Annotated in this window: 26 protein-coding genes; 14 read left to right on the top strand and 12 right to left on the bottom strand. The window is 73.8% G+C overall.

Translation table 11 applies throughout. The features are described from left to right. Nucleotides 1–28: 28 nt before the first annotated feature. On the top strand, nt 29–1,402 hold the full coding sequence (locus IO33_RS0134505; RefSeq protein ID WP_031172425.1) for an erythromycin esterase family protein: 1,374 nt from the start codon (nt 29–31) through the stop codon (nt 1,400–1,402). Here the strand turns inward: IO33_RS0134505 and IO33_RS0134500 are convergent. After that, entirely contained in the window at nt 1,366–1,944 is a 579-nt protein-coding gene (locus IO33_RS0134500) for a CGNR zinc finger domain-containing protein (RefSeq protein ID WP_031172424.1), read from the bottom strand. The two genes, IO33_RS0134505 and IO33_RS0134500, sit on opposite strands and share 37 nt — an antisense overlap. Nucleotides 1,945–2,093: 149 nt before the next feature. Here IO33_RS0134500 and IO33_RS0134495 point away from each other — a divergent pair, with 149 nt between their 5' ends. Next, nucleotides 2,094–3,086 carry a quinone oxidoreductase family protein gene (locus tag IO33_RS0134495; RefSeq protein ID WP_031172422.1) on the top strand — a complete coding sequence of 331 codons (993 nt, stop codon included), beginning with the start codon at nt 2,094–2,096 and terminating at the stop codon, nt 3,084–3,086. Between the two features lie 33 nt (nt 3,087–3,119). Here the strand turns inward: IO33_RS0134495 and IO33_RS0134490 are convergent, their stop codons facing one another. Then, nucleotides 3,120–3,614, bottom strand: coding sequence for an FBP domain-containing protein (locus IO33_RS0134490; RefSeq protein ID WP_031172419.1), 495 nt, complete (start codon nt 3,612–3,614; stop codon nt 3,120–3,122). Nucleotides 3,615–3,749: 135 nt separating this feature from the next. Next, entirely contained in the window at nt 3,750–4,427 is a 678-nt protein-coding gene (locus IO33_RS0134485; protein WP_425347989.1) for a PAS domain-containing protein, read from the bottom strand. Between the two features lie 214 nt (nt 4,428–4,641). Between IO33_RS0134485 and IO33_RS0134480 the strand changes: the two genes are divergently transcribed. Continuing rightward, on the top strand, nt 4,642–7,824 hold the full coding sequence (locus IO33_RS0134480) for a bifunctional cytochrome P450/NADPH--P450 reductase (protein ID WP_031172416.1): 3,183 nt from the start codon (nt 4,642–4,644) through the stop codon (nt 7,822–7,824). Nucleotides 7,825–7,936: 112 nt separating this feature from the next. Then, complete coding sequence (locus tag IO33_RS0134475) at nt 7,937–9,229, top strand: ROK family protein (protein WP_031172415.1); 1,293 nt, start codon at nt 7,937–7,939, stop codon at nt 9,227–9,229. Nucleotides 9,230–9,361: 132 nt separating this feature from the next. On the opposite strand, the gene IO33_RS50675 is transcribed toward IO33_RS0134475, so the two are convergent. Both IO33_RS50675 and IO33_RS0134465 read right to left on the bottom strand, forming a co-directional pair. Further along, nucleotides 9,362–9,538, bottom strand: coding sequence for a hypothetical protein (locus tag IO33_RS50675; protein ID WP_157857954.1), 177 nt, complete (start codon nt 9,536–9,538; stop codon nt 9,362–9,364). Nucleotides 9,539–9,559: 21 nt separating this feature from the next. After that, nucleotides 9,560–10,591 (bottom strand): SDR family oxidoreductase, encoded by a 1,032-nt coding sequence (locus tag IO33_RS0134465; RefSeq protein ID WP_031172414.1) that lies wholly within the window; start codon nt 10,589–10,591, stop codon nt 9,560–9,562. A gap of 174 nt (nt 10,592–10,765) precedes the next feature. Here IO33_RS0134465 and IO33_RS0134460 point away from each other — a divergent pair, with 174 nt between their 5' ends. Then, nucleotides 10,766–11,644, top strand: a complete 879-nt coding sequence (locus tag IO33_RS0134460) for an alpha/beta fold hydrolase (protein ID WP_051927129.1) — start codon at nt 10,766–10,768, stop codon at nt 11,642–11,644. A 237-nt stretch (nt 11,645–11,881) separates the two neighbouring features. On the opposite strand, the gene IO33_RS0134455 is transcribed toward IO33_RS0134460, so the two are convergent. Both IO33_RS0134455 and IO33_RS0134450 read right to left on the bottom strand, forming a co-directional pair. Further along, complete coding sequence (locus IO33_RS0134455) at nt 11,882–12,538, bottom strand: HAD family hydrolase (RefSeq protein ID WP_031172410.1); 657 nt, start codon at nt 12,536–12,538, stop codon at nt 11,882–11,884. A gap of 52 nt (nt 12,539–12,590) precedes the next feature. Next, a complete protein-coding gene (locus IO33_RS0134450) occupies nt 12,591–13,631 on the bottom strand; it encodes a PHP domain-containing protein (RefSeq protein ID WP_031172409.1) in 1,041 nt (346 codons plus the stop codon). Between the two features lie 162 nt (nt 13,632–13,793). On the opposite strand from IO33_RS0134450, the gene IO33_RS0134445 reads away from it, so the two are divergent. Then, the gene (locus tag IO33_RS0134445; RefSeq protein WP_051927128.1) at nt 13,794–14,582 is read left to right on the top strand and encodes an SDR family oxidoreductase; all 789 of its coding nucleotides are present in this window, start codon (nt 13,794–13,796) and stop codon (nt 14,580–14,582) included. Between the two features lie 190 nt (nt 14,583–14,772). Continuing rightward, nucleotides 14,773–15,021: a hypothetical protein gene (locus IO33_RS0134440; RefSeq protein ID WP_031172404.1), complete on the top strand. Its 249-nt coding sequence runs from the start codon at nt 14,773–14,775 to the stop codon at nt 15,019–15,021. A gap of 9 nt (nt 15,022–15,030) precedes the next feature. Here the strand turns inward: IO33_RS0134440 and IO33_RS0134435 are convergent, their stop codons facing one another. Together IO33_RS0134435 and IO33_RS0134430 are read right to left on the bottom strand one after the other, a co-directional pair. Beyond that, on the bottom strand, nt 15,031–16,266 hold the full coding sequence (locus IO33_RS0134435; RefSeq protein WP_031172402.1) for a lectin: 1,236 nt from the start codon (nt 16,264–16,266) through the stop codon (nt 15,031–15,033). A gap of 101 nt (nt 16,267–16,367) precedes the next feature. Next, the gene (locus tag IO33_RS0134430; RefSeq protein WP_031172400.1) at nt 16,368–17,006 is read right to left on the bottom strand and encodes a VanZ family protein; all 639 of its coding nucleotides are present in this window, start codon (nt 17,004–17,006) and stop codon (nt 16,368–16,370) included. A 241-nt stretch (nt 17,007–17,247) separates the two neighbouring features. On the opposite strand from IO33_RS0134430, the gene IO33_RS0134425 reads away from it, so the two are divergent. Genes IO33_RS0134425 through IO33_RS0134400 form a run of 6 tightly spaced genes read left to right on the top strand, consistent with a single transcriptional unit; the run spans nt 17,248 to nt 21,052 of the window. Continuing rightward, the gene (locus IO33_RS0134425; protein WP_031172398.1) at nt 17,248–17,442 is read left to right on the top strand and encodes a hypothetical protein; all 195 of its coding nucleotides are present in this window, start codon (nt 17,248–17,250) and stop codon (nt 17,440–17,442) included. Next, on the top strand, nt 17,439–17,891 hold the full coding sequence (locus IO33_RS0134420) for an MrpF/PhaF family protein (protein ID WP_031172396.1): 453 nt from the start codon (nt 17,439–17,441) through the stop codon (nt 17,889–17,891). The genes IO33_RS0134425 and IO33_RS0134420 overlap by 4 nt, the downstream gene beginning before the upstream one ends. A gap of 21 nt (nt 17,892–17,912) precedes the next feature. Further along, nucleotides 17,913–18,188, top strand: coding sequence for a Na(+)/H(+) antiporter subunit B (locus tag IO33_RS0134415; protein ID WP_031172394.1), 276 nt, complete (start codon nt 17,913–17,915; stop codon nt 18,186–18,188). Then, nucleotides 18,185–18,922 (top strand): MnhB domain-containing protein, encoded by a 738-nt coding sequence (locus IO33_RS0134410; protein WP_031172393.1) that lies wholly within the window; start codon nt 18,185–18,187, stop codon nt 18,920–18,922. Before IO33_RS0134415 ends, IO33_RS0134410 begins: the two co-directional genes overlap by 4 nt. 7 nt (nt 18,923–18,929) lie before the next feature. Beyond that, nucleotides 18,930–19,280: a sodium:proton antiporter gene (locus IO33_RS0134405; RefSeq protein WP_031172390.1), complete on the top strand. Its 351-nt coding sequence runs from the start codon at nt 18,930–18,932 to the stop codon at nt 19,278–19,280. Beyond that, nucleotides 19,280–21,052, top strand: a complete 1,773-nt coding sequence (locus IO33_RS0134400) for a complex I subunit 5 family protein (protein WP_031172388.1) — start codon at nt 19,280–19,282, stop codon at nt 21,050–21,052. Before IO33_RS0134405 ends, IO33_RS0134400 begins: the two co-directional genes overlap by 1 nt. Here the strand turns inward: IO33_RS0134400 and IO33_RS0134395 are convergent, their stop codons facing one another. Beyond that, nucleotides 21,053–21,712, bottom strand: coding sequence for a DUF4230 domain-containing protein (locus IO33_RS0134395; protein ID WP_031172386.1), 660 nt, complete (start codon nt 21,710–21,712; stop codon nt 21,053–21,055). It lies immediately after the preceding gene. 156 nt (nt 21,713–21,868) lie between these two features. On the opposite strand from IO33_RS0134395, the gene IO33_RS0134390 reads away from it, so the two are divergent. Next, the gene (locus IO33_RS0134390; protein ID WP_031172384.1) at nt 21,869–22,816 is read left to right on the top strand and encodes a ribose-phosphate diphosphokinase; all 948 of its coding nucleotides are present in this window, start codon (nt 21,869–21,871) and stop codon (nt 22,814–22,816) included. 3 nt (nt 22,817–22,819) lie between these two features. Here the strand turns inward: IO33_RS0134390 and IO33_RS0134385 are convergent, their stop codons facing one another. Further along, nucleotides 22,820–23,200, bottom strand: a complete 381-nt coding sequence (locus IO33_RS0134385) for an anti-sigma factor antagonist (RefSeq protein ID WP_031172382.1) — start codon at nt 23,198–23,200, stop codon at nt 22,820–22,822. A gap of 142 nt (nt 23,201–23,342) precedes the next feature. Beyond that, a complete protein-coding gene (locus IO33_RS0134380; protein ID WP_031172379.1) occupies nt 23,343–24,293 on the bottom strand; it encodes an NADP-dependent oxidoreductase in 951 nt (316 codons plus the stop codon). Nucleotides 24,294–24,305: the final 12 nt, after the last annotated feature.

Genomic DNA, 24,305 nt, shown 5'->3' with positions numbered 1-24,305 from the left:
CCCCGTGCCGGGCCACCAGCCTTGAGGCATGACACGACATCGGATCACCGCCGTCCTCGCCCTGCTCACCGGCCTCTGCGCCACCGGTGCCACGGCCTTACCGGCGGCCGCCGCGCAGCCCGCCCCCGCGGCGGCCCGCACGAGCGTCCCGGCGCGCACCGACGGCCCGGTCGTCGCCGCCCTCGACCGAGCCGCCCACCCGTTGCGGACCGTCGAACCCGGGGGCCCCGACGGCGACCTGCGCCCCCTGGACCGGATGATCGGCGGCGCCGGAGTGGTCGGGCTCGGCGAGGCCACGCACAGTTCGCACGAGTTCTTCGCCCTCAAGGACCGGGTGTTCCGCCATCTGGTCGAGAAGAAGGGCTTCCGGACCTTCGCCCTGGAGGCTCCCTGGAGCACGGGGCGGCGCCTGGACGACTACGTGGTGCACGGCAAGGGCGACCCCCGCCGGATCATGCGCGAGGAGTTCCAGCGGGACTACCTGTGGTGGGACAACACCGACTACCTGCGGCTCCTGGAGTGGATGCGGGCCTACGACGTGCGCCACCCAGGCGACCCCGTCCGCTTCCTGGGCGACGACATCGGCTGGGCCGGACCCGAGGTCTACGACACGGTCACCGGCTATGTGGCCCGCACCCACCCCGAGGCCTCCGCCCGGCTCGCCGGGCTGTACCGCGGGCTGCGGCCGGCCGTGGCCACCGGACCGTACATCGAGCACTACCTGCACACGCCGTATCCCGAACGCGCGGAGATGGCCGGCCGGGCGGGCCGCGCGCTGACGTTGCTGAAGCGGCTGGGGCCGGGGGGCGACCGGGCGGCGTACGACGACGCCGTGCGCAACGCCACGGCGGTGGACCAGGTCGCCCGCCAGTACGCCTACGACTTCGACGCCCCCGCGCAGCTGGCCGCGAGCATGCGCTACCGCGACGCGACCATGGCCGCGAACGTGGCCGAGTGGCGGCGGCGGACCGGCGGCAAGGTGCTGCTGTCCGCGCACGACGCCCATGTCGGGTACGTGTCGCAGCAGCCCGCCCAGTACCCGAAGATGCAGGGTGCCTTCCTGCGGGACCGCCTCGGGGCCGGCTATGTGAGCGTGGGCCTGACCTTCGACCGGGGCTCGTTCAACGCCACCGGCACGGACGACGCCATCCACCGCTTCACGCTCGGACCGGCGGGGCCGGGCACCAACGAGGCCACCCTGGACCGCGTGCGTCTTCGCGACTACCTGGTGGACCTGCGCACGCTCCGCTCACCCGCCCGTGACTGGCTGGACCGGGCCCGGCCGACCCGCAGCATCGGCACCGCCTATCCCGACGGCCCCTGGGACATCGCGCCGGCCCGCAGCCACGACGTGCTGATCCACCTTCACCGCGTCGAGGCCGCCCGGTTGCGTGACCGGTAGCCGGCGACCTTCGCGAGGTTGCCGCACCGCTCCATGGAGCACCAGCGGCGCCGCCGGGCCTGGGAGTCGTCGAGGAACAGCAGCGAGCAGTCCGGGTTCCCGCACTCCTTGACGCGCTCCAGCAGCGGGCCGCCCACCAGCAGGACGGCGTCCCGGGCCACGGTCGCCAGCGCGGCACGCGCCGGATGGCGGGCCGTCCAGCGTCGCGGGCCCAGCTGGGGGGCGAGGTCGGGACCGGCCGCGACCTCGTTGACCAGCGCGACGTCCGCCGGGTCCGCGTCCCGCCCGGTCATCGCCGCCCGCAGCACGCGGTACACCGCCTCGCGCAGGGTGCGTGCCTCGGCGAGGTCCCGTACGGCGACCGCGACCGGACCCTCCCCGGCCGCCAGCCCGGCCTCGGTGATCCAGCGGGCCAGGGCCGCGGGGTCGGGGATCCGCTCCACGGGCGTGGCGTGCCGCTTGCCGAGCGTGGCGACGAAATCGAGGCAGGGACGGCCGCCGAGGAAGGGGAAGGCGAGGGCGGGGTCCGTCGGTGTGGTCATGGGGCGAGCCTACCTCGCGACACCGTTTCATGCGGTGTCTTGACACCGGTTGGACCGGTGTCGCATGGTGACACCACTTCAACCGGTGTCCAAGAGGGGTGCCGGTCTTCGTACGGCGGTGCCGGCGTCGTGGAACAGGACGGTGTGTCATGCGTGCGGTGCGGATCGAGGAGTTCGGCGGGCCCGAGGTGCTGGTGCCGGTGGAGGTGCCGGACCCGGTGCCCGGACCCGGCCAGGTGCTGCTGCGGATCGCGGCGGCGGGCGTGAACCGCGCGGACGCGCTGCTGCGCGCCGGTTCCTACCACCGGGCGGGGCGGCCCCCGCTCATCCCCGGCGCGGAGGCGGCCGGCACCGTGGCCGCGCTGGGGGAGGGGGTGACCGGATTCCGGGTGGGGCAGCGGGTGATGGCCCTCGACGGCATCGACGCGCCCGGCTTCTACGCGGAGTCGGCCGCGGTGTCCGCCGCGCAGGTGACCGCGCTGCCCGAGGGCCTGGACCTGACGACGGCGGCGGCCCTGCCCGTCGCCTGGCTCTCCGCCTGGTACTGCCTGCGCCGCCTGGCCCGGGTCACCGAGGGTGAGACGGTCGTGGTCAAGGCCGCGGCGAGCGGGGTCGGCACGGCGGCCGTCCAGATCGCGGCCCGGGCCGGCGCCCGGGTCATCGCGCTGGCCGGATCGGCGGAGAAGGCCGCCTGGGCCGGGGAGTTCGGGGCCGACGTCGTCGTCGACACCTCCCGGTACGCCGACGATGACGAGGTCGAGGAGGTGCTGCGGCTCACCGGCGGGCACGGTGCCGGCGTCGTCCTCGACACCGTGGGCGGCCCGGCCCTGCGCCGGAGCCTGCGCGAGACCGCGCACGGCGGCCGGGTCGTCTCACTCGCCAACGTGGCCCTGCAGCCGAGCACCCTCGACACCCGTGACTACTACCCGAAGAACATCGCGATCCTCGGCTTCCAGCTCACCAACCTGCAGATCCACGGCTACGACCCGCGCTCCGACCTGCGCGAACTCGCCGAGCGGGTGGCCGCGGGCGAGTACCGGGTGCCGGTCGAGACCGTCGTGCCGCTGGAGCGGGCACGGGTCGCGCACGAGCGGCTGGAGAGCCGGGACAACCGGGGCAAGATCGTGCTGAGCGCGGAGTGAACAGCGGCGCTCCGCGTGTGGCCTGCCGGGCGGTCAGACGTACAGCTTGTCGATGAAGGCGGACAGGTTGCCCGTCGCGCGGGCGATCTGCTCCTCCGCCGTCAGGCTCTCCTCGAACCGGGCGCCGGACTCCGGCAGCTTCCTGCCCCGCACGTACAGGGAGCACGCGAGGTCGGTGCACATGTACAGGCCGACCGAGTTGCCCTCGCGGCCCGCCGCGCCCGCTTTCCGCGCCGCCATGAGCGAGACTCCGCCACCGGGGTGCGTGGTGAGACACACCGAGCACATGCTGCGGTGCAGGAACCCGCGCCGTGAGGTCGTCAGGCGCAGGGCGACGCCGACGAGCCGGTCGTCCCGTTCGGTCACCAGGTAACTGCGGTCGGGCGCCCCCGGTTCCCGCCAGCCGAGGAAGTCCAGGTCGTCCCAGGGGTGTTGGTGAAGGTCCCGGGGCACCGTCAGCCGCTGGGCCTCACCCTTGGAGCAGTTGACGAAGGAGTTGCGGATGTCCTGCTCGGTGAGCGGTCTCATGCAGGGGGTCCTTTCGGATGCGCGGCCATAACCTAATATCCCTAGGTTCATGGCTAGCGTAAGTAGGCGAGGGGGAGGTGGGCCAGTGGATTTCCGGTGCCGCTCCGGGCCGGCCCGCTCCGGGGCCGGCGTGCCTCACCCCGCGTCCGCCGGTCTCGGCTCCGGCGGCCACACCCCGGGCGCCAGGACGCCCAAGGCGTAGGCCCGCGCCACCAGTTCGGTGCGGTTGGAGGCGTTCCAGCGGGCCGACAGACGGCGCAGGTGGTAGGTGACGCCGTCCTTGCTGAGGCCCAGTTCGCGGGCGGCGCCCGTCGTGGTGGCGCCGCCCGCCAGCAGGGCCAGCACCCGGCCCTCCACCGAAGTGACCCGCGCCGGCTCGGGCTCGGCCGGCCCGCACTCGCCCCGCACCCGCAGCATCACCAGCAGGGCCGGTGTCTCGTCCACGGTGTCGCTGACCGGGTCCGCCGTCAGCTCCCCGAACCGCTCGGCCCCACCGGGCGCCCGCCAGCGCACCGACACCTGGTAGCGCGAGCGGTGCCGCAGCCGCAGTGCCTGCGCGATCCGCTCCACCTGGGTGGCCTCCTGCGGGCGGAACAGCTCCAGCACGCCCCGGCCGCGCAGCCGTCCCGGCGCCGTCCCGCACTCCGCCGCCATCGACGGGTTGGCCAGCACCACCCGGCCGTGGACATCGCACACCGCGACCGGCACCGACACCCGGTCGAAGAGCATCAGAGCCCGGTTGCGCCACACGACTCCGTCGGCCTGCCCCGCATCCACACCTGCCTCCCGAAGTTGCCGACCCAGCCCCCTCATCCAAGACGAAGAGGCAGGTCAGCGGCAAACCCCACGGACCGCGAGCCCGCGTCGCCCGACGCCCGGCCCGGGCCCGCGCAAGCCCCGTGACCGATTTTTGACTGCGCGATCGTGTAGTGCGGTGGCACGAGTACGTCCCACCGGTCGAGCACCCTGGGACGCAGTACTCGGTTACCGCGAGTACTCCGTTACCGCGAAAGGCAGTTGTCGCGCCATGCCCCCCACCGCAGTGCACCCCGACCCGGCCGCCACCCTGCCCGGCGTCCCCGTCGTCGACATCACCGCCACCGGTCCCGGCCGTACCCCCCTGCAGCAGATCATGGGCCTGATGCGCACCCACGGCCCGGTGCTCGTTCGCCGGCTGCACGGCCGGGACGCGCTGTTCGTCGCCGACGCCGGACTGGTCGCGGACCTCGCCGACGAGGAGCGGTTCGCCAAGCACATCGGCCCCGCGCTGGAGAACGTCCGCTCCTTCGCCGCCGACGGCCTGTTCACCGCGTACAACGACGAGCCCAACTGGGCCAAGGCGCACGACATCCTGATGCCCGCCTTCGCACTCGGCTCCATGCGCACCTACCACCCCGTCATGCTCAAGGTGGCCCGCCGGCTCATCGAGTCCTGGGACCGGGCGGCGCGCGCCGGGCGGCCCGTCGACGTGCCCGACGACATGACCCGTATGACGCTCGACACCATCGGGCTGGCCGGGTTCGGCTACGACTTCGGCTCCTTCGAGCGCGAGGAGCCGCACCCCTTCGTGGAGTCGATGGTCCGCTGCCTGGAGTGGAGCATGACCCAGCTGGCCCGCACCCCCGGCGAGGACCACTCCGCGGCCGACGCGGCGTTCCGCGCGGACGCCGGCTATCTCGCCCGGGTCGTGGACGACGTCATCGCCTCCCGCACCGGCACCGACCAGAGCGGCGCCGAGGACCTGCTCGGGCTGATGCTCAGCGCGCCGCACCCCGCCGACGGCACCCCCCTGGACGCCGCCAACATCCGCAACCAGGTCATCACCTTCCTGATCGCCGGCCACGAGACGACCTCCGGCGCGATGTCCTTCGCCCTGTACCACCTCGCCAGGCACCCCGCCGTACTCCGGCTGGTGCAGCGCGAGGCCGACGCGCTCTGGGGCGACACCGCCGACCCCGAGCCGTCGTACGACGACATCGGCCGGCTCACCTACACCCGCCAGGTCCTCAACGAGGCGCTCCGGCTGTGGCCCACGGCCGCCGCCTTCAGCCGCCACGCCCGCGAGGACACCCTCCTCGGCGGCCGGATCCCGCTCGCCGCCGGCCAGGCCGTCACCGTGCTCACCCCGATGCTGCACCGGCAGCCCGTGTGGGGCGACAACCCGGAGCTGTTCGACCCCGAGCGGTTCACCGCGGAGGCCGAGGCCGCCCGCCCGGTGCACGCCTTCAAGCCCTTCGGCACCGGCGAACGCGCCTGCATCGGACGGCAGTTCGCGCTCCACGAGGCGACCATGCTGCTCGCCATGCTGGTGCACCGCTACCGCCTGCACGACCACGCCCACTACCGGCTCTCCGTGAAGGAGACCCTCACCCTGAAGCCCGAGGGCTTCACCCTCGCGCTCACCCCGCGCACCCCCGCCGACCGGGTCCACGCCCCGCTCCCCGGCGCCCTCCCCGCGCAGACCGGCCGGACGCCCGCCCCGGACCCGCTCCCCGCCCGGGTTCGCCCCGGTACCGGCGTCCTCTTCCTGCACGGCAGCAACTACGGCACCTGCCGCGCCTTCGCCGCCCAGCTCGCCGACGAGGCCGCCGCCGTCGGCTGCGCCACCGAGGTCGCCGCGCTGGACGCGTACGCGGACGGACTGCCCACCGGCCGGCCCGTCGTCATCACCGCCGCCTCCTACAACGGCCGCCCCACCGACGACGCCGGCGCCTTCACCGCATGGCTCGACGGCAACCCCGACCTGACCGGCGTGACCTACGCCGTCCTCGGCGTCGGCGACCGCAACTGGGCCGCCACCTACCAGCAGGTCCCCACCCGCGTCGACGCCCGCCTCGCCGAACTCGGCGCCACCCGCCTGACCGCCCGGGCCGCCGCCGACGCCTCCGGCGATCTGTCCGGCACCGTCCGGGAGTTCACGGCCCGGCTGCGCACGGCACTCCTGACGGAGTTCGGCGACCCCGACACCACGCAGGGCGCCCCGGCCGACGAGCCCGCCCACGCCTACGAGGTCCGCACGCTCGCCGGCGGCCCGCTGGACGCCCTCGCCGAGCGGCACGAGCTGGTCCCGATGACCGTGACCGAGGCGTACGACCTCACCGCGCCGGACCACCCGCGCACCAAGCGGTTCCTGCGCGTCGCGCTGCCCGACGGCACCACCTACCGCACCGCCGACCACCTGACCGTCCTGCCGGCCAACGCCCCCGCCCTGGTGGACCGCGCCGTCGCCGCGTTCGGCCTCGACCCCGACGCGGTCCTGGACATCCGGGCCACCCGGCCGCGCCGCGACGGCCTCGCCGTGGACCGCCCGCTGACCGTACGGGAACTCCTCACCCACCACGTCGAGGTGCAGGAACGGCCCACCGCGCGGCAGCTGGCCCTGCTCGCCGAGGCCAACCCCTGCCCGCCCGAGCGGGCCGCGCTCGCCGCCCTGACCGGCGACGATCCACGCACCCTGGTGGAGCTCGCCGAGGACCACCCCGCCCTGCGCGGCGCCCTGGGCTGGCCGCAGCTGCTGGACCTGCTCACCCCGCTGCGGCCCCGCACCTACTCGGTCTCCTCCTCGCCGGCCGTCGACGCGGGCCACGTGGACCTCATGGTCTCCGTGCTCGACGCACCCGCCCGCTCCGGCAGGGGCCGCTACCGGGGCACCGGCTCAGGCCACCTCGCCGCCCTGCGGCCCGGCGACACGGTGTATGCCCGCGTCCAGCCGTGCCGCGAGGCCTTCCGCGTCGACGGCTCGGCACCGGTGGTGATGGTCGCCGCCGGAACCGGACTGGCCCCGTTCCGCGGCGCCGTCGCCGACCGCGCCGCGGCCCGCACCGCCGGCACCGAACTCCCGCCGGCGCTGCTGTACTTCGGCTGCGACGCCCCCGACGCCGACTTCCTGCACGCGGCGGAACTGCGGGACGCGGAGGCGGCCGGAGCGGTCTCGCTGCGTGCGGCCTTCAGTGCCGCCCCGGTGAACGGCGCCGCCTTCGTGCAGCACCGCATCGCCGCCGAGGCAGACGAGGTCTGGCAGCTGCTGGGCTCGGGTGCGCGGGTGTACGTCTGCGGTGACGGTGCCCGGATGGCGCCGGGCGTCCGGGAGGCGTTCCGCACGCTGTACCGGGAGCGCACGCCCGGCGGCGACGAGGCGGCGGCCGAGCGGTGGCTCGACTCGCTGGTGGCGGACGGGCGTTATGTGGAGGACGTCTACGCGGCAGGCTGAGCCGGGGGCGGCCGCTTAGCTCAAATCATGAACTAAGCCCTGGAGGAATGTCGCCTTCCATCCGCCCGAAGGGGTATGTTGCAGGTCGGACACGGTTCGTGAAGGGAGCCGCATGGCGGGGCGCAACGGGCGCACGGTACGCGACCTCAGGCGGGGCAACCGCACGGCCGTGCTGCAGAAGCTGTACTTCGACGGTCCCCTCAGCCGGTTCGAGCTGGGCCCGGCCACCGCACTGAGCAGCGGCTCGGTCAGCAACGTGGTCGCCGACCTGATCGCGGACGGCCTGGTCGAGGAGGCCGGCAGCGTCGACTCCGACGGCGGCCGGCCCCGCACCCTGCTGCGCGTCGCCCCGGACAGCGGACAGATGATCGGCGTCGACGTCGGCGAAACCCGCGTCCGCGTCGAGCTGTTCGACCTGGCCCTGACCGAACTCGCCCGCACCGAACGCCGGCTGACCCCCCAGGGGTGCTACGACGTCGAGGTGATCACCGGCCATATCCGCGACGGCATCGCCGAGGTCCTCGGCGCCCGACAGGCCGTGCCCGAGCGGCTGCTCGGCGTCGGCGTCGGCGTTCCCGGCATCGTCGAGCACACCCCGGACCGGGGCGCCGTCGTGCACGGCCAGACCATCGGCTGGGACGCGGTCCCGCTGGAACGGCTGCTCCGCTCGGCGTCCCGGCTGCCCGACGAGATCCCGTACTTCATCGACAACGGCGCCAAGACCCTGGGCCAGGCCGAGATGTGGTTCGGGGCCGGACGCGGCGCCCGCAACGCCGTGGTCGTGCTCTTCGGCTCCGGCGTCGGCGCCTGTGTGGTCACCCCCGAGGTGGAGCACGGGCGGGCCGTCGAATGGGGCCATCTGACGGTACGGGTGCGCGGACGCCGCTGCCGCTGCGGCGCGCCCGGCTGTCTGGAGGCCTACGCGGGCGCCGAGTCGCTGCTCGCCCGCTGGCGGGAGGAGGGCGGACGGCCGCCCGAGGACACCGACGAGGAGACGGCGCTCACCGCGATGCTCGCCGCCGCCTACCCGCCCCCGGGCACCGAGCCCGACCCGGTCGCGCTGGCCGTCCTGGAGGAGACCGCCGAGTACCTCGGCGCCGGTCTGTCGGACCTGATCAACCTCTTCCAGCCCGAGCGGATCCTCATCGGCGGCTGGGCCGGGCTGCAGCTCGGCAGCCGCTTCCTGCCCGCCGTACGGCGCCACGCGGCGACGTACGCGCTGCGCCATCCGGCCGACAGGGTCACCATCGACCTCGGCCGGCTCGGCTCCGACGCGGTCACCGTCGGCGCGGCGATCCTGCCGCTGGCCGAGTTCTTCGCCGGCGGGGGGCGCCGCCCCGAACGGGTCACGCAGGACCACGTACCCGCGTGGCGAGCGGCACTTCGGCAGCGGGCGCCGCGCTGAGCCGAGGTGCCGCGTCGTCGGCCGTCCGTGACGGGTCGTGCCCGCGTCCCCGGGAGCTGCCGCGTCGTCGGCCGTCGAGCCGCCGTGGGCGCGGGCATCCGGGCGCAGCGGCACGATCCGGCCACCGCTGTCTCAGGCCGTCGGTTCGTCCGCGTCCGGCGCGTCGGCCGCCGGGACCGCGTCGTCCTCCGGCTGCTCGTCCGGCGTGACCTCCCACGGGTCCGCGCCGGCGCCCGCCTGCTGGTCGGGCATGTCCCTCGGGACCGGACCGTTGTCGCGGCCCGGCTCGGGTTCCCGTGGTGCCGTCATGATGTGCTCCCCTCTCCCCGCTCAGCCGACCTTGTGCCCGCGCATCGGCTCGGTGTCCATCCCCGCGCCCTTCTGCAGGCCGTCGAGGAACTCCCGCAGCACCTCGGTCGCCGAGCGCCGCGGCTGCCAGCCCAGCTCGGTGTGTGCCCGGCCGCAGTCCATCAGCGGCAGCCGGAGCACCGCGTCGAACAGATGGGGCGAGGCCGGCAGCAGGTGCAGCCCCCAGGCCGCGGCGAGCGCCGACCGGGCCGCCGCGCGGGGCAGCCGTACCGGGCGGCTGCCCAGCAGCTCGCCGAGCACACCGGCGTCGAGCGGTGGGTCCGCCGCGAGGTTGAAGGCGCCCCGCGCGCTGTCCGAGGCCACCGCGAGCCGGTAGGCCTCCGCGGCGTCGTCCGTGTGCAGCGCCTGCACCCTGAGCCCCGGGACGTCCGGCAGGAACGGCAGCAGCTCCGGCCGGGCCAGCGGACCCGGCAGGAAGCGCCCGCCGAAGATCCGCCGCTGTTCGCTCGCCGACTGCCACTTGAACAGGAACGCCGGGCGCATCCGTACCACCCGCACCTCGGGGTGGTCGCGCTCGAACACGTCCAGTGTGCGCTCCAGATAGGCCTTCTCCCGGCAGTACGCGGCGTCGGGCCAGCCGTGCGTCGGCCAGGACTCGTCCACCGCGTGGTCCTTCGGACCGGGCGAGTACGCGCCCACGGAGGAGGCGTGCACCAGCACCGGCACGCGCGCCGCGGCGACCGCCTCGAACACCCGGATCCCGCCCAGCACATTGGTGCGCCAGGTGGCCGCCGGATCGTGCGTCGGCTGGAAGGCCCAGGCCAGATGGACCACCGCGTCCGCGCCCTCGAACCGCTCCGCGAGGTTGGCCTGCGCGGAGCCGATGTCGACCGCGGCCCACTCGGTCCTGGGCGGCGACCACCCGGGGGTGCGCCGGGCCAGTCCGCGCACCGACTTGACCCCCGGATCCTCCGAGAGCAGCCGCACCACACTCGTGCCGACGTTGCCGGTGGCGCCCGTCACGACGACCCTGCTGCCCGCTGCGCTGCTCACCTTCGGCTCCTCTCGGCCGACGCTTCGGCGGACGGCCGGGTACCCGGGGCCGGGCGCGTGCACACCCCGGCATGACGCCACAGGTAATCGACCCGTGCGCGCACCGCGGGGAGTATCGAGGACGTCAGCGACCGAGCCGTGTCGCACCTGGTCCACCGCCCGAGGAGGCACCCCATGCCGTACTTCGAGAGCCCCGTCGACGGTACCCGTCTGCACTACGTCGACCACGGTCCCGCGACCGGGCCCGTCGCCGTCTTCGTCGCCAGCGCGTACGTGGGCCACGAGATGTGGGAGTACCAGATGCTGCCCCTCGCGGAGGCCGGTCACCGTTGCGTCGCGCTGGACCGGCGCGGCCACGGCCGTTCCGACGACGCCTGGTCCGGCTACGACCTCGACACCCTCGCCGACGACCTGAACGGTCTGCTCGACCACCTCGACCTGCGCGAAGTCACTCTGATCGGCCACTCGGTCGGCACGGGCGAGGTGGTCCGCTGTGTGACCCGGCACGGTCTCGCCCGCGTGGCCCGTGTCGCCCTCGTCGCGGGAGTCAGCCCCGGCGTCGTCCGCTCGCCGGGCACCCCGGACGGCGTGGACCCGGAGGCCGTGCGGGCCGACGACGAGGTGTTCCGGCGGGACCGGGCCGCGTACTTCACCGCTCTGGCCGACGACTTCTTCGCCGCCCACCTGCCCGGCAACCAGATGTCCCCGCCGTACGTCCGCTATCTGGTCGACCGCTGTCTGAGCGCCACCCCGCGTGCCGCGAACGGCGTCCGGGCCGTGGTGGCCGCGCTCGACCTGACCGACGAGCTGCCCGCCATGGAACTCCCGGTGCTGGTGGTGCACGGCACCCATGACACCTCCGCGCCGCTCGCGCTCACCGGCGAGCGCGTGGCCCGGCTGGTGCCCGACGGCGTCCTGAAGGTGTACGAGAACGGCGGGCACGGCCTGTTCGCCACGCACGCCGCCCGGCTCACCGCCGACCTGCGGGAGTTCCTCGACGCCGGGGCCGTACGGGCCGCGGACACGGTCGGTGCCGCCGCGGCCGGCCACTGAGCACGAAAGAGCCCCGGCCGTGACGGGGGAATCACGGCCGGGGCGGTCCGGTGGTGGGCACGGACGGCGGTCGCCTCTCGGCGAATGGCCCCACAGGGCTTCAGCCGAACGATCGTCCCTGTGGGCAGAGGGTGAGGCCCGGGGACACCGTCCCATCCGTACCCGCGATTGGTTCAACGGGCAACCACCTCGGGGTGTTCCGGTGTGCCCTGTGACCCGCCCCACCCTCGGTGATGCTCAGGCCAGCGGACTCCCTTCGAGTCGTCCGAGCAGGTCGGCGGGGTCGGCGTAGACCGCCTCGGCCCCGGCCTCCTCCAGGTCGGCGCGGGGGATCCCGCCGCACAACACGCCCAGGCAGCGCACCCCGGCCTTGCTGCCGGCCCGCATGTCCCACACGGTGTCCCCGACGAACACCGCCTGCGAGGCCGGGGCCCCGGCCAGCTCCAGGGCGAGTTGCACGGGCTCTGGGGAGGGCTTGCCCTCCCGCACGTCCTCCGAGCCGGCGGTGTCCGTGATGGCGTCGTCGGCGTCGATCGCGCGGCGCAGCGCGCCCAGCTCGGCGCCGCTCGCCGAGGTGGCGAGGACGACCGTCCAGCCGCCGTGGTGCAGCCGGCGCAGCAGTTCCCCGGCCCCCGGCAGCGCGGGCAGCCGGTCCATGTACTGGCCGTACAGGGCCTTGTGCGCGGCGCTGAGCTCCGCGTCCCGGTCCGTGTCGCGGTCGTCGCCCAGCAGGTGGGCGATCAGGTCCGCGGAGCCGAGGCCGACGGCCCGGTGCACCGCGTGCATGGGCACGTCGTGACCGGCCTGGCGGAAGGCCTCCCACCAGGTGACGACGTGCAGGTGGTTGGTGTCGACGAGGGTCCCGTCGACATCGAAGACGGCGGCTCGCTGCATCCCGGCTCCTTTCCTGGCGCCCGCTCGCAGCCGGGTACCACGCCGGGCCGGGTCAGGAACCCGTCATCCGCTCCGGCACCCGCCCCTCCCGGGTCCAGGCCAGCAGCTCCTCGGCGGACCAGGTGGTCACCACCCGCTCGGGCGGCACCCCGCACTCCTCCGCCCGGGCGCAGCCGAGGATCTGCCAGTCCAGCTGGCCGGGCGCGTGCGCGTCGGTGTCCACGGCGAACAGCACCCCCGCGGCCACGGCCCGGCGCAGCAGCCGGCGGGGCGGGTCCAGCCGTTCGGGGCGGCTGTTGATCTCCACGGCCGTACCGGACTCGGCGCAGGCGGCGAACACCGCGTCCGCGTCGAACTCCGACTCCGGCCGCCCCCGTCCGGTCACCAGCCGCCCGGTGCAGTGCCCGAGCACGTCGGCGTGCGGACTGCGCACGGCGGCCACCATCCGGCGGGTCATCGAGCGGGCGTCCATCCGCAGCTTGGAGTGCACGGACACCACGACCACGTCCAGCCGCCGCAGCAGCTCCGGCTCCTGGTCCAGCGAGCCGTCGTCGAGGATGTCGCACTCGATGCCGGTCAGCAGCCGGAACGGCGCCCACCGCGCGTTCAGTTCCGCCACCACCTCCAGCTGCTCGCGCAACCGCTGCGGCGACAGGCCGCGCGCCACGGTCAACCGGGGGGAGTGGTCGGTGAGGACCGTCCACTCATGGCCCAGCGCGGCCGCGGCCCGCCCCATCTCGTCGATCGGGCTGCCCCCGTCGGACCAGTCCGAGTGGGTGTGACAGTCGCCCCGGATCAGCGCCCGCAGCCCCGCCCCGGGTCCGGACGCGGGCGCCGCACCGGCCTCCTCCTCCAGCTTGCGCAGATACCCGGGCACCTCCCCGGCCAGCGCCTCCCGCACCACCTGCGCGGTCTTGGGGCCCACCCCCTTGAGCGCCTCCAGCGTCCCGGCACCCGCCCGCTCGGCGATCTCACCCTCGGGCAGCGCAGCCAGAGCCCGGGAGGCGTGACGGAAGGCCTTCACCCGGTACGTGGGCGCCATGGCCCGCTCCAGCAGAAAGGCGATCCGGTCGAGAGCGGCGACGGGATCCATGCAACCAAGGTGGCACGAGACGCCCCGACGGGGCACGCGGAACTGCGCGACGGGCCGCGACGCACCCGCGGCCCGCGACGCTCCTCGAACCCGCGGACGAAGCCCGTTTGCCCACCCCGCCCCGGGGTACTGCGATGCCCACCGCGGCTGAGGAGGTCGGCCATGCCAGGCGCAGCGATCGTCACCGGCGCAGACAGCGGAATCGGCCGGGCCACCGCCGTACGCCTGGCCGAAGCCGGCCTGGACGTCGGGATCACCTGGCACACCGACGAGAAGGGCGCCGAAGGGACGGCGGAGGAAGTGCGCCGCACCGGCCGGCGCGCGGCCGTGGCCCGGCTGGACCTCACCCGCCTGCCCGAGGCCGCCGACACGATCGACGAGCTCTGCGGCGCGCTCGGCCGTATCGACGTCCTCGTCAACAACGCCGGCACCGGCACCATGACGCCCTACCTGGACCTGACCCTGGCGGACGTGCGCCACGTCCTGGACGTCGACCTCGTCGGCCCGTTCCTGTGCGGGCAGCGGGCGGCCCGGCGGATGATCCGGCAGGGCGACGGCGGCCGGATCGTCAACGTCACCTCCGTGCACGAACACCAGCCCCGCGTCGGTGCGGCCCCGTACTGCGCGGCCAAGGGCGGACTCGGTCTGCTCACGCAGGTGATGGCGCTGGAGCTGGCCGAGTACGGCATCACCGTGAACGCGGTGGCACCGGGTGAGATCGCCACGCCGATGACCGGCCAGGAGGACATCGACGTGCACGCCGAGCGCCGGCCGGGCGTGCCGCTCGGGCGGCCCGGCGACGCCCGGGAGGTCGCCGCGGTGATCGCCTTCCTGGCGAGCCCGGACGCCTCGTACGTCACCGGGGCCTCCTGGAGCGTCGACGGCGGAATGCTCCGGATGGGCCCGCAGGCCGGATCGCACCTGACCGGCGACGACTGGCGGCGTCCCTGAGCGGGTGCGGCCGCGGACCACGGCGACCGGCACACCCGGAACAGCGGGACCTGCGGTCCGGCGACCATGCTCCGTGAGCACGTCACCCCCCGCCGCGACGAGATCACGTTCAGCCACCCGGTCAAGGGCGGCACCGGGACGGCTCCGGTGGATGACCCGTCGGCGCGCGTTGCGTTCTACCCTCGATGGCATGACCGAACAAGCAGCTCCCCACATCTCCCATCCGCGGGTTCTGGTTCTCGGTGTGTGCCCGGGCAGGCCGGGCGAGCCGCCGTTCCGGATCATGGAGATCGACGGTCAGGTGGTCGGTGAGGCCAGGACCGTCACCGACGTGCTGGAGGCGGCCGCGTCCTACGGCATCACCATCCACGACCTGGACGACCCCGATGTGGTCCGCTTCGTGGGCGGTGACAAGTACACCTGGACACCGCGCCGCTGAGCCGCCGGCTCAGCCGACCGTCCACTTCTGGTTGGCGCCGCCCGTGCAGCTCCAGATCTGCAGCCGGGTCCCGTCGGCCGCGTTGTTCCCGGTGACGTCGAGGCACTTGTTCGCCTGCGGGTTGACGATGTCGTGCGCCCCGGTGACGGTCCACTTCTGGTTGGGGCCGCCGGTGCAGTCCCACAGCTGGACGGCCGTGCCGTCCGCCGTGCCGTTGCCGGTGACGTCCAGGCACTTGCCGAGCGCCCGGACTGTGCCGTCCGCGCCGACCGTCCACGTCTGTGCGGCGGTGCCGTTGCAGCCGTAGAGCTGGACCGGTGTGCCGTTCGCGGGGTTCGCGCCGGCCACGTCCACGCACTTGCCGGCCAGGCCGCGTATCGGGGCCCCGGCCGCGCTGTCGCTCGTCGTCACCGACACCGAGTCCACCACCAGCTGCTGCGGGAACGCGGTGCCGGCGTCGGGGTCGCCGGGCCAGTAGCCGCCGACGGCCAGGTTCAGGATCAGGAAGAACGGCTTGTCGTCGAAGACCCATGTCTTCCCGCCCAGGTCGGCGGGCGTGCGCCGTTCGTAGACGTTCCCGTCCACGGACCAGGTGACCGAGCCGGGCGCCCAGTCCACGGCGAAGGTGTGGAAGGCGTCGGCGAAGGCCTGTCCGTTCGGCAGCGTGTAGGCGGCGCCGAGGCCGCCGGAGCCGGAGTAGCCGGGGCCGTGGAGGGTGCCGTGCACGGTCGAGGGTTCGAAGCCGACGTTCTCCATCACGTCGATCTCGCCCGAGTCGGGCCAGTTCACGGGCGTGCCGAGCATCCAGAACGCGGGCCACATGCCCTGGCCGCGCGGGATCTTCATCCGTGCCTCGACATGGCCGTACCGGGCGGTGAACTTCCCGGCCGTGTTCAGCCGGGCGGAGGTGTACTGGCAGCTGCCGTACCAGCACTGGTAGCCGGCCGGGTTCTCCTTGCGGGCCGTGATCACCAGATGGCCCTGGCCGTCCAGGGCCGCGTTCCTCGTCCCGGACGTGTAGTACTGCCGCTCGTGGTTGTTGACGTTGTCACCGGTCTCCGGCGTCCACTTCGAGGAGTCGGCCGCGGCGCCCGCGGGCCCGTCGAAGGTGTCGGAGAAGGCGGTCACGGTGGCCGCCGCCGGGGCGGTGGTCCGGGCCCGCGCCGGGCCGACGGCGGCGGAGCCGACCAGCGCGGCGGACAGGGCGGCGAGAAGGCATCTGCGGAGCAGGCGTGAGGGGGCCATGGCTCTCCGTTCGGCGTGGGGGGCGATGAGATGCCTCTTGATTTAAGGAGTGAGATAAGCGGGCGTCAATACTCTGGTACGGACCTTTCGCTGACTGCCCGTCAGTTCTCCGGGTGGCGCACGCGCCGGTGCACCGCCCGCCCGAGCCGCCGTCCCAGCAGCAGCCAGCCGAGCAGCGCCCCGGCCGTGTTGAGCAGGACGTCGTCGATGTCGAAGGCCCGCCCGGTGATCAGCGCACCCTGCGTCAGCTCCACCATCAGCATCACGAGCGCCGTGAGCGCCAGCACCGGGAGCACCCCTCGGGCCCGCGGCGCGAGGACCGGTACCAGCACCCCGAACGGAACGCCGAGGAGCACGTTCCCGCCGATCTGCCGCATCGCGTCCGCCGTCCGCGCCTGCTCCACATAGGCCCGCAGGGAGCGGCCGGGGTGCAGGTTGCTGTGCGTCAGATGCACCGAGGCCGGCGACGGTTCCAGCGTGATCCGGGCCAGGGCGACGGCGAACGCCACCATGCACACGAAGGCGACCAGCATCGCCAGCAGCCGCAGGGGCAGGGCGAGCGCGTGCCGCGTGACCGGCGGACGGTCTCGACCGTCCCGCTCCTGCTCCCGGGCCGGGCGCAGGGTGGCGGGCAGCCGGGAGGTGATACGGCTCGTGCGGTCTTTCGGCGGCCGGGGGTCCGGCTGCCGTTTTCCATGCAGGCGCAGTACGGCGGGCAGATGCCGGACGGTACGGGCCATGTGGTCCTCCGGTCCTCAACTTCCCTGGGTCGTAGGGCGGTTACCCGGCAATCGGTCCGGAATGCCACCGCCCGGACCGCTCCTGGCGCACGGCGGCGTTTCCGTTCACGCTCCCGGGGCACTCCGGCTGCGGACCCGCGTGCCGCCGCCCCGCCGCGGGCCCGGCGGTGCTTGGATGCCCCGAGCGGCATCTCGGACATATCGCCGCACACGCGTACGGAGCGGACCGAGGAGGTGGCCGATGACCCCGCGTACGGCCCCGCGCACGGCCCTCCTCGCCCTCGCCGAACTCCTGGCCTGGTGGGGCGCGCTGGCACTGCTGTGGCTGGTGCTCATCACATCGGTCGACACCCTGGAACGGATCGTCGGGGCAGGCGCCGCGGCCGTCGGGGCGCTGCTGGCCCGGGCCGGCCGGCGGGCGGTGACCTGGCGGTGAACGGCTGGATCCTCGCGGCGACCGTCTGCCTGGGCGGGGGAGGGGCGGCCGCCCTGTGGGGCGTCACCACCGGCCCGCCGGCCCGCCGCGTCGTCGCCCAGAACATGACCACCTCGGCCCTGTGCCCGGCCCTGCTGCTGCTCTCCCAGGGCTACGGCCGCCCGGCCTACGTCGACCTCGCCCTGCTGCTCGCTCTGCTCGGCCCGGTCGGGACACTCGTCTTCGCCCGGCTCCTCAGCGACGACCTGGAAGGCGGGCGGCCGAGCGCCTGGGGGCTGACCTGGACCGCCGCCGGCCTGAGCGCGGTGGTCGTGGCCGCCGTCTGCGCCGCCACCGGCCCCGGCCGGGCGCTGGTGAAGCTCCTGGTCGTCGGCGCCCTGCTGATCGCCGGCAACGTGATCGCCTCCCGGGCGCTGGCGGGCGGGTTCCGGGGGGTGCGGGGTGGCTGAGACGTTCCCGGGAGGTGCGGCGTGAGCGATGCCGTGATCGTCGTAGCCCTGCTGCTGACGGCCGCGTCCGCCACCGCGGCCGTGGCCCAGCGCGACCCCGCCCGCCAGGCACTGGTGCTGTCCGTGCTCGGGTCCGTGCTGGCCGTGCTGTTCACCGTGCTCCAGGCCCCGGACGTCGGCCTGTCCCAGCTGGCCGTCGGGGCCGCCCTGACCCCGCTGCTGATCATGCTGAGCGTGCGCAAGGTCAGGCGCCGCGGCCGTACGCACGAGGCTGCCGCGAAGGGCGGTGCCCGGTGAACCGGCTGCGGCTCGTCGTGCTGGCCGTCGGCGGCACCGGCCTCGCCGCCCTGCTCGTCGCCGCCTGCCTCGGCCTGCCCGGCTTCGGCGGCCGGAGCCACCCCTACGGCGCCCGGGCCGTGCACGCCTCCCTCACCCGGCACACCGCCAACACCATCGCCTCGGTCAACTTCGACCAGCGCGCCTACGACACCCTCGGCGAGATGAGCATCCTGTTCGCCGCCGTCCTCGGCTGCGTGGTGCTGCTGCGCCAGGCCCGCGACGAGCACCGGGCCCGGCCACAACCCGCCGAGGTGGCCCGGCCGGTCCGCCGCTACGCCCTGATCGTGCTGCCCGTCGCCCTGGTCACCGGCCTCTACGTCGTCGCCCACGGCCAGCTCAGCCCCGGCGGCGGCTTCCAGGGCGGCGTCGTCGCCGCGACCGCCCTGCACCTGCTCTACCTCGGCGCCGACTACCGCGCGCTGGAACGCGTCCGCCCGCTCGCCGTCTTCGAGACCTGCGACGCGCTCGCCGTCTCCTCGTACCTCGTGCTGGGCGCCGCCGGAGTCCTGGCGGGCACCTCGTTCCTCGCCAACACACTGCTGCCGTACGGCACCTTCAACACGCTGTCGTCCGGCGGCACCGTCCCCCTGCTGAACGCGGCCATCGGCATGGAGGTGGCGAGCGCGGTCGTCGTCCTGCTCGCGAACTTCCTCGACCAGGCCGTCGAGATCGAGGAGGAGCAGGGGAGTTGAGAACACCATGATGCACGTCTTTCCCTACCTGGTCGCCGCCTACATCTTCCTGACCGGCTGCTACGGCCTCGCCACCAGCCGCAACCTCATCCACGCCATCGGCTGCCTCGCGGTGTGCCAGTCCTCCACCTATGTGCTCCTGCTGGCCGTCGGCTACCAGGACGGCGCCACCGCACCGGTCTTCTCCGACCTGCGGCCCGGCTCCCGGCCGGTGGTCGACCCGGTGGTGCAGGCGCTCACCCTCACCGACATCGTCGTCGGCGCCACCGTCACCGCGCTGCTGCTCGCCCTCGTCCTGCAGATCGCCAAACGGCACGGCACGGTCGACCCCGACGAACTGCGGGAGCTGCGCGGCTGATGCACCACCTGCTTCCCCTGCTCGTCGCGGTCCCGCTGCTCGGCGCCGCCCTGCTGGTGGCCGTCGGACGCCGTCTGCCGAGGGTCGCCGCCGAGATCACCGGCTTCGTGGTCTGCGGTGCCACGGCCGCCCTCGCGCTCGTCCTGCTGCTGAACTCCTCGCCCCCGATGGTCGAGTGGGTCGGCGGCTGGCTGCCCGTCGGTGGCGAGAGCGTCGGCATCGTCGTGGTCGGCGACGGCCCGGCGCTCGGCATGGCCGCGCTGGTCTCCCTGCTGACGCTGGCGGCCCTCGCCTACTCCTGGCGCTACTTCGAAGAGCCCCCGCGCGGCCACCGCGGCGCCTTCACCGCGCTGATGCTCGCCTTCCAGGGCGCGATGTGCGGGTTCGCCATCGCCGGCGACCTGTTCAACGCGTTCGTGTTCTTCGAGCTGATGAGCGTCACCGCATACGCGCTCACCGGCTACCGCATCGACGACCCGAAGGCCGTACAGGGCGCCCTGACCTTCGGCGTCGTCAACTCCCTGGGCGCCTACGCCATGCTGCTGGGCATCGGCCTGCTGTACGCCCGTACCGGCGAGCTGTCCATGGCGAAGATCGGCCGCGGCCTCGACACCGCGGCCGGGCACGGCGGACCGGACGCGCTGGTCCTCGCCTCCTTCGTGCTGGTCCTGACCGGACTGCTGGTGAAGGCGGCAGCGGTGCCCTTCCACTTCTGGCTCCCGGACGCGCACGCCGTCGCCCCCACCCCGGTCTGCATGCTGCTGTCCGGGGTGATGGTCGAACTCGGCGTCTACGGCGTCTGGCGGGTGTACGGCACCGTCTTCGCCGGGCCCGGCGGCATCCCCGCCGCCGACCTGACCCGGGCCCTGGTGACCCTCGGCACCCTCACGGCCGCGACGGCAGCCGTCATGTGCTGGTACCAGCGGCACATCAAACGGCTCCTGGCCTACTCCACCGTCGCCCACACCGGTCTGTTCCTGGTGGGGATCGGCGTCCTGACCCCGGAGGGCGACGACGGGGTCGCCCTGTACATCATCGGGCACGCGGGGGTGAAGGCCGCGCTGTTCGCCTGCGCCGGCGTCCTGCTCGACCGGTACGGCAGCGTCGACGAGCACACCCTGCACGGCCGGGCCCGCGAACTGCGGACCACCGCGGTGCTGTTCGCCGTGGGCGCCCTCGGCCTCGCCGGCCTGCCCCCGTTCGGCATCGCGCTCGGCAAGGCGGTCACCGAGGAGGCGGTCGGCGGCCCGCTCACCGTGGTGTACGTGGCCGCCTCCGCGATCACCGCCGGTGCCGTGCTGCGGGTCACCGCCCGTGTGTTCCTCGGCCTCGGGCCGTGCCCGCAGGACGCCGACTCCGACGTCGAGACCAGCGGATCCGGTGAGGAACCCGAGACGGCCGGCCTGCTGAGCCGGATCCCGGACACCATGACGACGGTGCCCGCCCTGCTGCTCGCCGCCGCCTTCGCCGTCGGCGTGGGTCCCGGCTTCGGCGACCTGGTCGCCCGCTCCGTCAACGAGGCGGGATCGGGCGGCGCCCACGCCTCGGTCCACTGGACGCTCCCCGGCGTCCTGCTGGGCCTCGCCTCCACCGCGCTGGCCGTGGCCCTCGCCGGGCTCGCCGTGACCCGCCCGCACTGGACCGCCGCCCCCGGCTGGGCCAGGCCCCTCAGGCGCCTGCAGTCCGGCCACGTCGGCGACTACGTGGCCTGGCTGCTGATGGGCGCCACGGTGCTGGGGGTGCTGGCCCTGCCGGGGGTGCTGGGCGGCTGATCAGCGCGCCGGGGTGCCGTAGGAGATGTGCACCCGCGTGAAGCCGAGGGAGCGCAGCAGTCCCTGGAGCATGGCGGTGGTGTTGCTCTCGGCCCGGGCGGTCAGCCCGCTGTCCCTGGCCGCGGCGCCGATGTGCCGGACGGCGAGTTTCTGCACGGCCTGCTCGCTGTTCGGGTTGTCCGAGAACAGGTCGCCGAGCCGGTCCAGCAGCCCGCGCTGCTTGGACACGGCGTAGGAGCGGTCGGGGTCGAGGGCCGGCCTGCCGAGCCGCGCGTGCGGCAGCCGGAGGGTGGCGGACGTACGGTCGGCGTCGACCGACACGTCCTTCTCGCCGACCTGGCCGAGGTCGACGTACGCGTCCACCGTGCCCGCGCCGACGTACAGGGTGCGGGTGCCGCGGATCGCGTCGGGCAGGAACTTCGCGTCCTTCTCCAGATCGACCACCACCTGGAAGTTGCCCGAGGTGGCGTCGTAACGGCTCATGTCCCGGATGGATGTGAGGAGCGCGGGTCCGGAACGGTCGTGCGTCTCGGTGCCGAACAGGTCCTTGACGCCGGGCAGTACGGCCAGCCGGATCCCGGCGAACAGCACGGCGAGCACCAGGACGAGCGCGGCGAGGGCCTGGGCCCAGCCGGGCAGGCGCCTGACGGAAGTCGTCATCGCGACGGTCCTCCTTCCTGCTGTCCGGATGCCCGCCGACAACGCCCCCCAGACCCGTGCGTCGACGCAATCGCACGCCTGACGTACGCGCCGGGACGGAGGACGGCGCCAGTACCATGACGGCCCAGCCCGTGACGGTTCTGCGAGGAGCGGATCGTGCGAGACATCGCCGTCTTCAGCGGCAGCGCCCACCCCGACCTGGCCCATGAGGTCTGCGCCCACCTCGGGGTGCCGCTCAGTCCGACCCGGGTCAGCCGGTTCGCCAACGACTGTCTGGGGGTGCAGCTTCAGGCCAACTGCCGGGAACGGGACGTGTTCCTGATCCAGCCGCTGGTCCGGCCGGTGCAGGAGCACCTGGTGGAGCTGCTGCTGATGTGCGACGCCGCCCGCGGCGCCTCCGCCGCCCGGATCACCGTCGTCATGCCGCACTACTCCTACGCCCGCTCCGACAAGAAGGACGCCCCGCGGATCTCCATCGGCGGCCGGCTGGTCGCCGATCTGCTCGTGGCGGCGGGCGCGGGCCGGGTGCTGGCCATGACCCTGCACTCCCCGCAGGTGCACGGCTTCTTCTCGGTGCCGGTCGACCATCTGAACGCGCTGCGCGAACTCGCCGCCCACTTCCAGAAGTACGACCTGACGCGCACCACGGTGGTCTCACCGGACCTCGGCAACGCCAAGGAGGCCGCCGCCTTCGCCCGGCTCGTCGGGGCCCGGGTGGCGGCCGGCGCCAAACAGCGGTTCGCGGACGACCAGGTGCGCATCAGCTCGGTCATCGGCGATGTCACCGGGCGGGACGTCATCGTGCTGGACGACGAGATCGCCAAGGGCAGCACCGTGCTGGAACTCCTCTGCAGACTACGCGAGTCGGGCGTGCGGTCGGTCCGGGTGGCCTGCACGCACGGGCTGTTCGCGGCCGGCGCGCTGAAGCGGCTGAGCGAGCAGCCGGACGTGCTGGAGATCGTCTGCACCAACACCGTGCCGCTCCCCGCGGACGGCGAGCGCACGGACAAACTGCGGGTGCTCTCCATCGCCCCGGCCCTCGCCGAGGCGGTACGGCGCATTCACAACGGCGAGTCCGTGAGCGCCCTGTTCGAGCAGTCGTAGCGCTCACAGCGAGCCGGACGCGGCCCCGGACCGGGCCAGGGCCGCGTCCAGCGTGGGATGCGGGGGCAGCAGCCGGGACAGCCCGGTGACCCGGAAGACGCGCAGGGTCAGCGGGTGCGTGCACACCAGGTGCAGCTGCCCGCCGCCGCCCAGGACCCGGGAGCGGGCCCGGTACAGCAGCCGCAGCCCCGAACAGTCGAAGAACTCCACCGACCGCAGGTCGACGACGACCCGGGCACCGGGCCGGCCGGTGACCCGGTCCAGCGACGGGCCGATCTCCGTCGCCGCGACGAGGTCGATCTCGCCCCGCAGCTCCAGGACCGTGTGCTCCCGGTGTTCGTACACACGCAGGTGACGGGTGAACGGTGCGGGCTCGTCTCGCACGACGGCATCACCTCCCACCCGTGCCCGGACGTCGGTCTCCCGATCGTCAAGTTACCCTCGATGGAAGGAATTTGAGCATGTTCGATTGACATATGTCTTGGAGTTTGGCGCTAGTCGATCGTCGACCGCGCCGAGCTGCCCGTCAGTCGACCAGAAGGACCAGCTTCCCCGTGGTCCGTCCGGTGTCGCCCACTTCGTGCGCCTTCGCCGCGTCCGCCAGCGGGAACGTCCCGGCGATCGTCGCCTTCAGCTTCCCCGACTCCGCCAGCTCCGCGACCGCCCGCATCCCGGCCCGGTCGGCGTCCACCAGCATGCGCACCGCCCGCACCCCGAGCCGCGCGGCCTCGTCGTGGAACTCCTGCGAGCCCACCGGCAGGATCGACACCACGACACCGCCCGGCCGCAGCACCTTCAGCGAGTCGACGGAGGTGTCCCCGCCGAGCGTGTCCAGGACGACGTCCACGTCCCGCACCGCCTCCGTGACATCGGTGGACCGGTAGTCGACCGGCTCGTCCACGCCGATCTCCCGCAGGAAGTCGTGCTTGGCCGCGCTGGCCGTGCCGATCACATACGCGCCGCGCGCCTTGGCGATCTGCACGGCCACGTGGCCGACCCCGCCCGCCGCCGCGTGGATGAGCACCCGCTGCCCGGGCCGCACGTCCGCGTGCTCGGTCAGCGCCTGCCAGGCGGTCAGGGACACCAGCGGCAGCGCGCCGGCCTGGGTGTGGTCGATCGCGGCCGGCTTGTGCGTCAGGGCGCGGACCGGGGCGATCGCGTACTCGGCGTGCGAGCCGTGGCCGAAGGGGTAGGGCAGCATGCCGAAGACCTCGTCGCCGGGCTGGAAGGCGGCCACGCCGATCCCGGTCTCGGCCACCTCTCCGGAGAGGTCCCAGCCGAGTACGAACGGCGGCTCGCCCAGGAACCCGCCGGTCGCCCGGTGCTTCCAGTCGGTGGGGTTGACCCCGGCGGCCCGCACCCGGACCAGCACCTCGTTCGGACCCGGCTTCGGCCGCTCCACCTGTACTTCCTTCAGGACCTCGGGACCGCCGAGGACATCCTGGCTGATGGCTCGCATCGTGTTCACATCGCTCATGGTCACCCAGCC

Source organism: Streptomyces durhamensis, from assembly GCF_000725475.1.
GTDB lineage: Bacteria > Actinomycetota > Actinomycetes > Streptomycetales > Streptomycetaceae > Streptomyces > Streptomyces filipinensis.
This window is presented reverse-complemented; position numbering and strand designations above follow the sequence as displayed.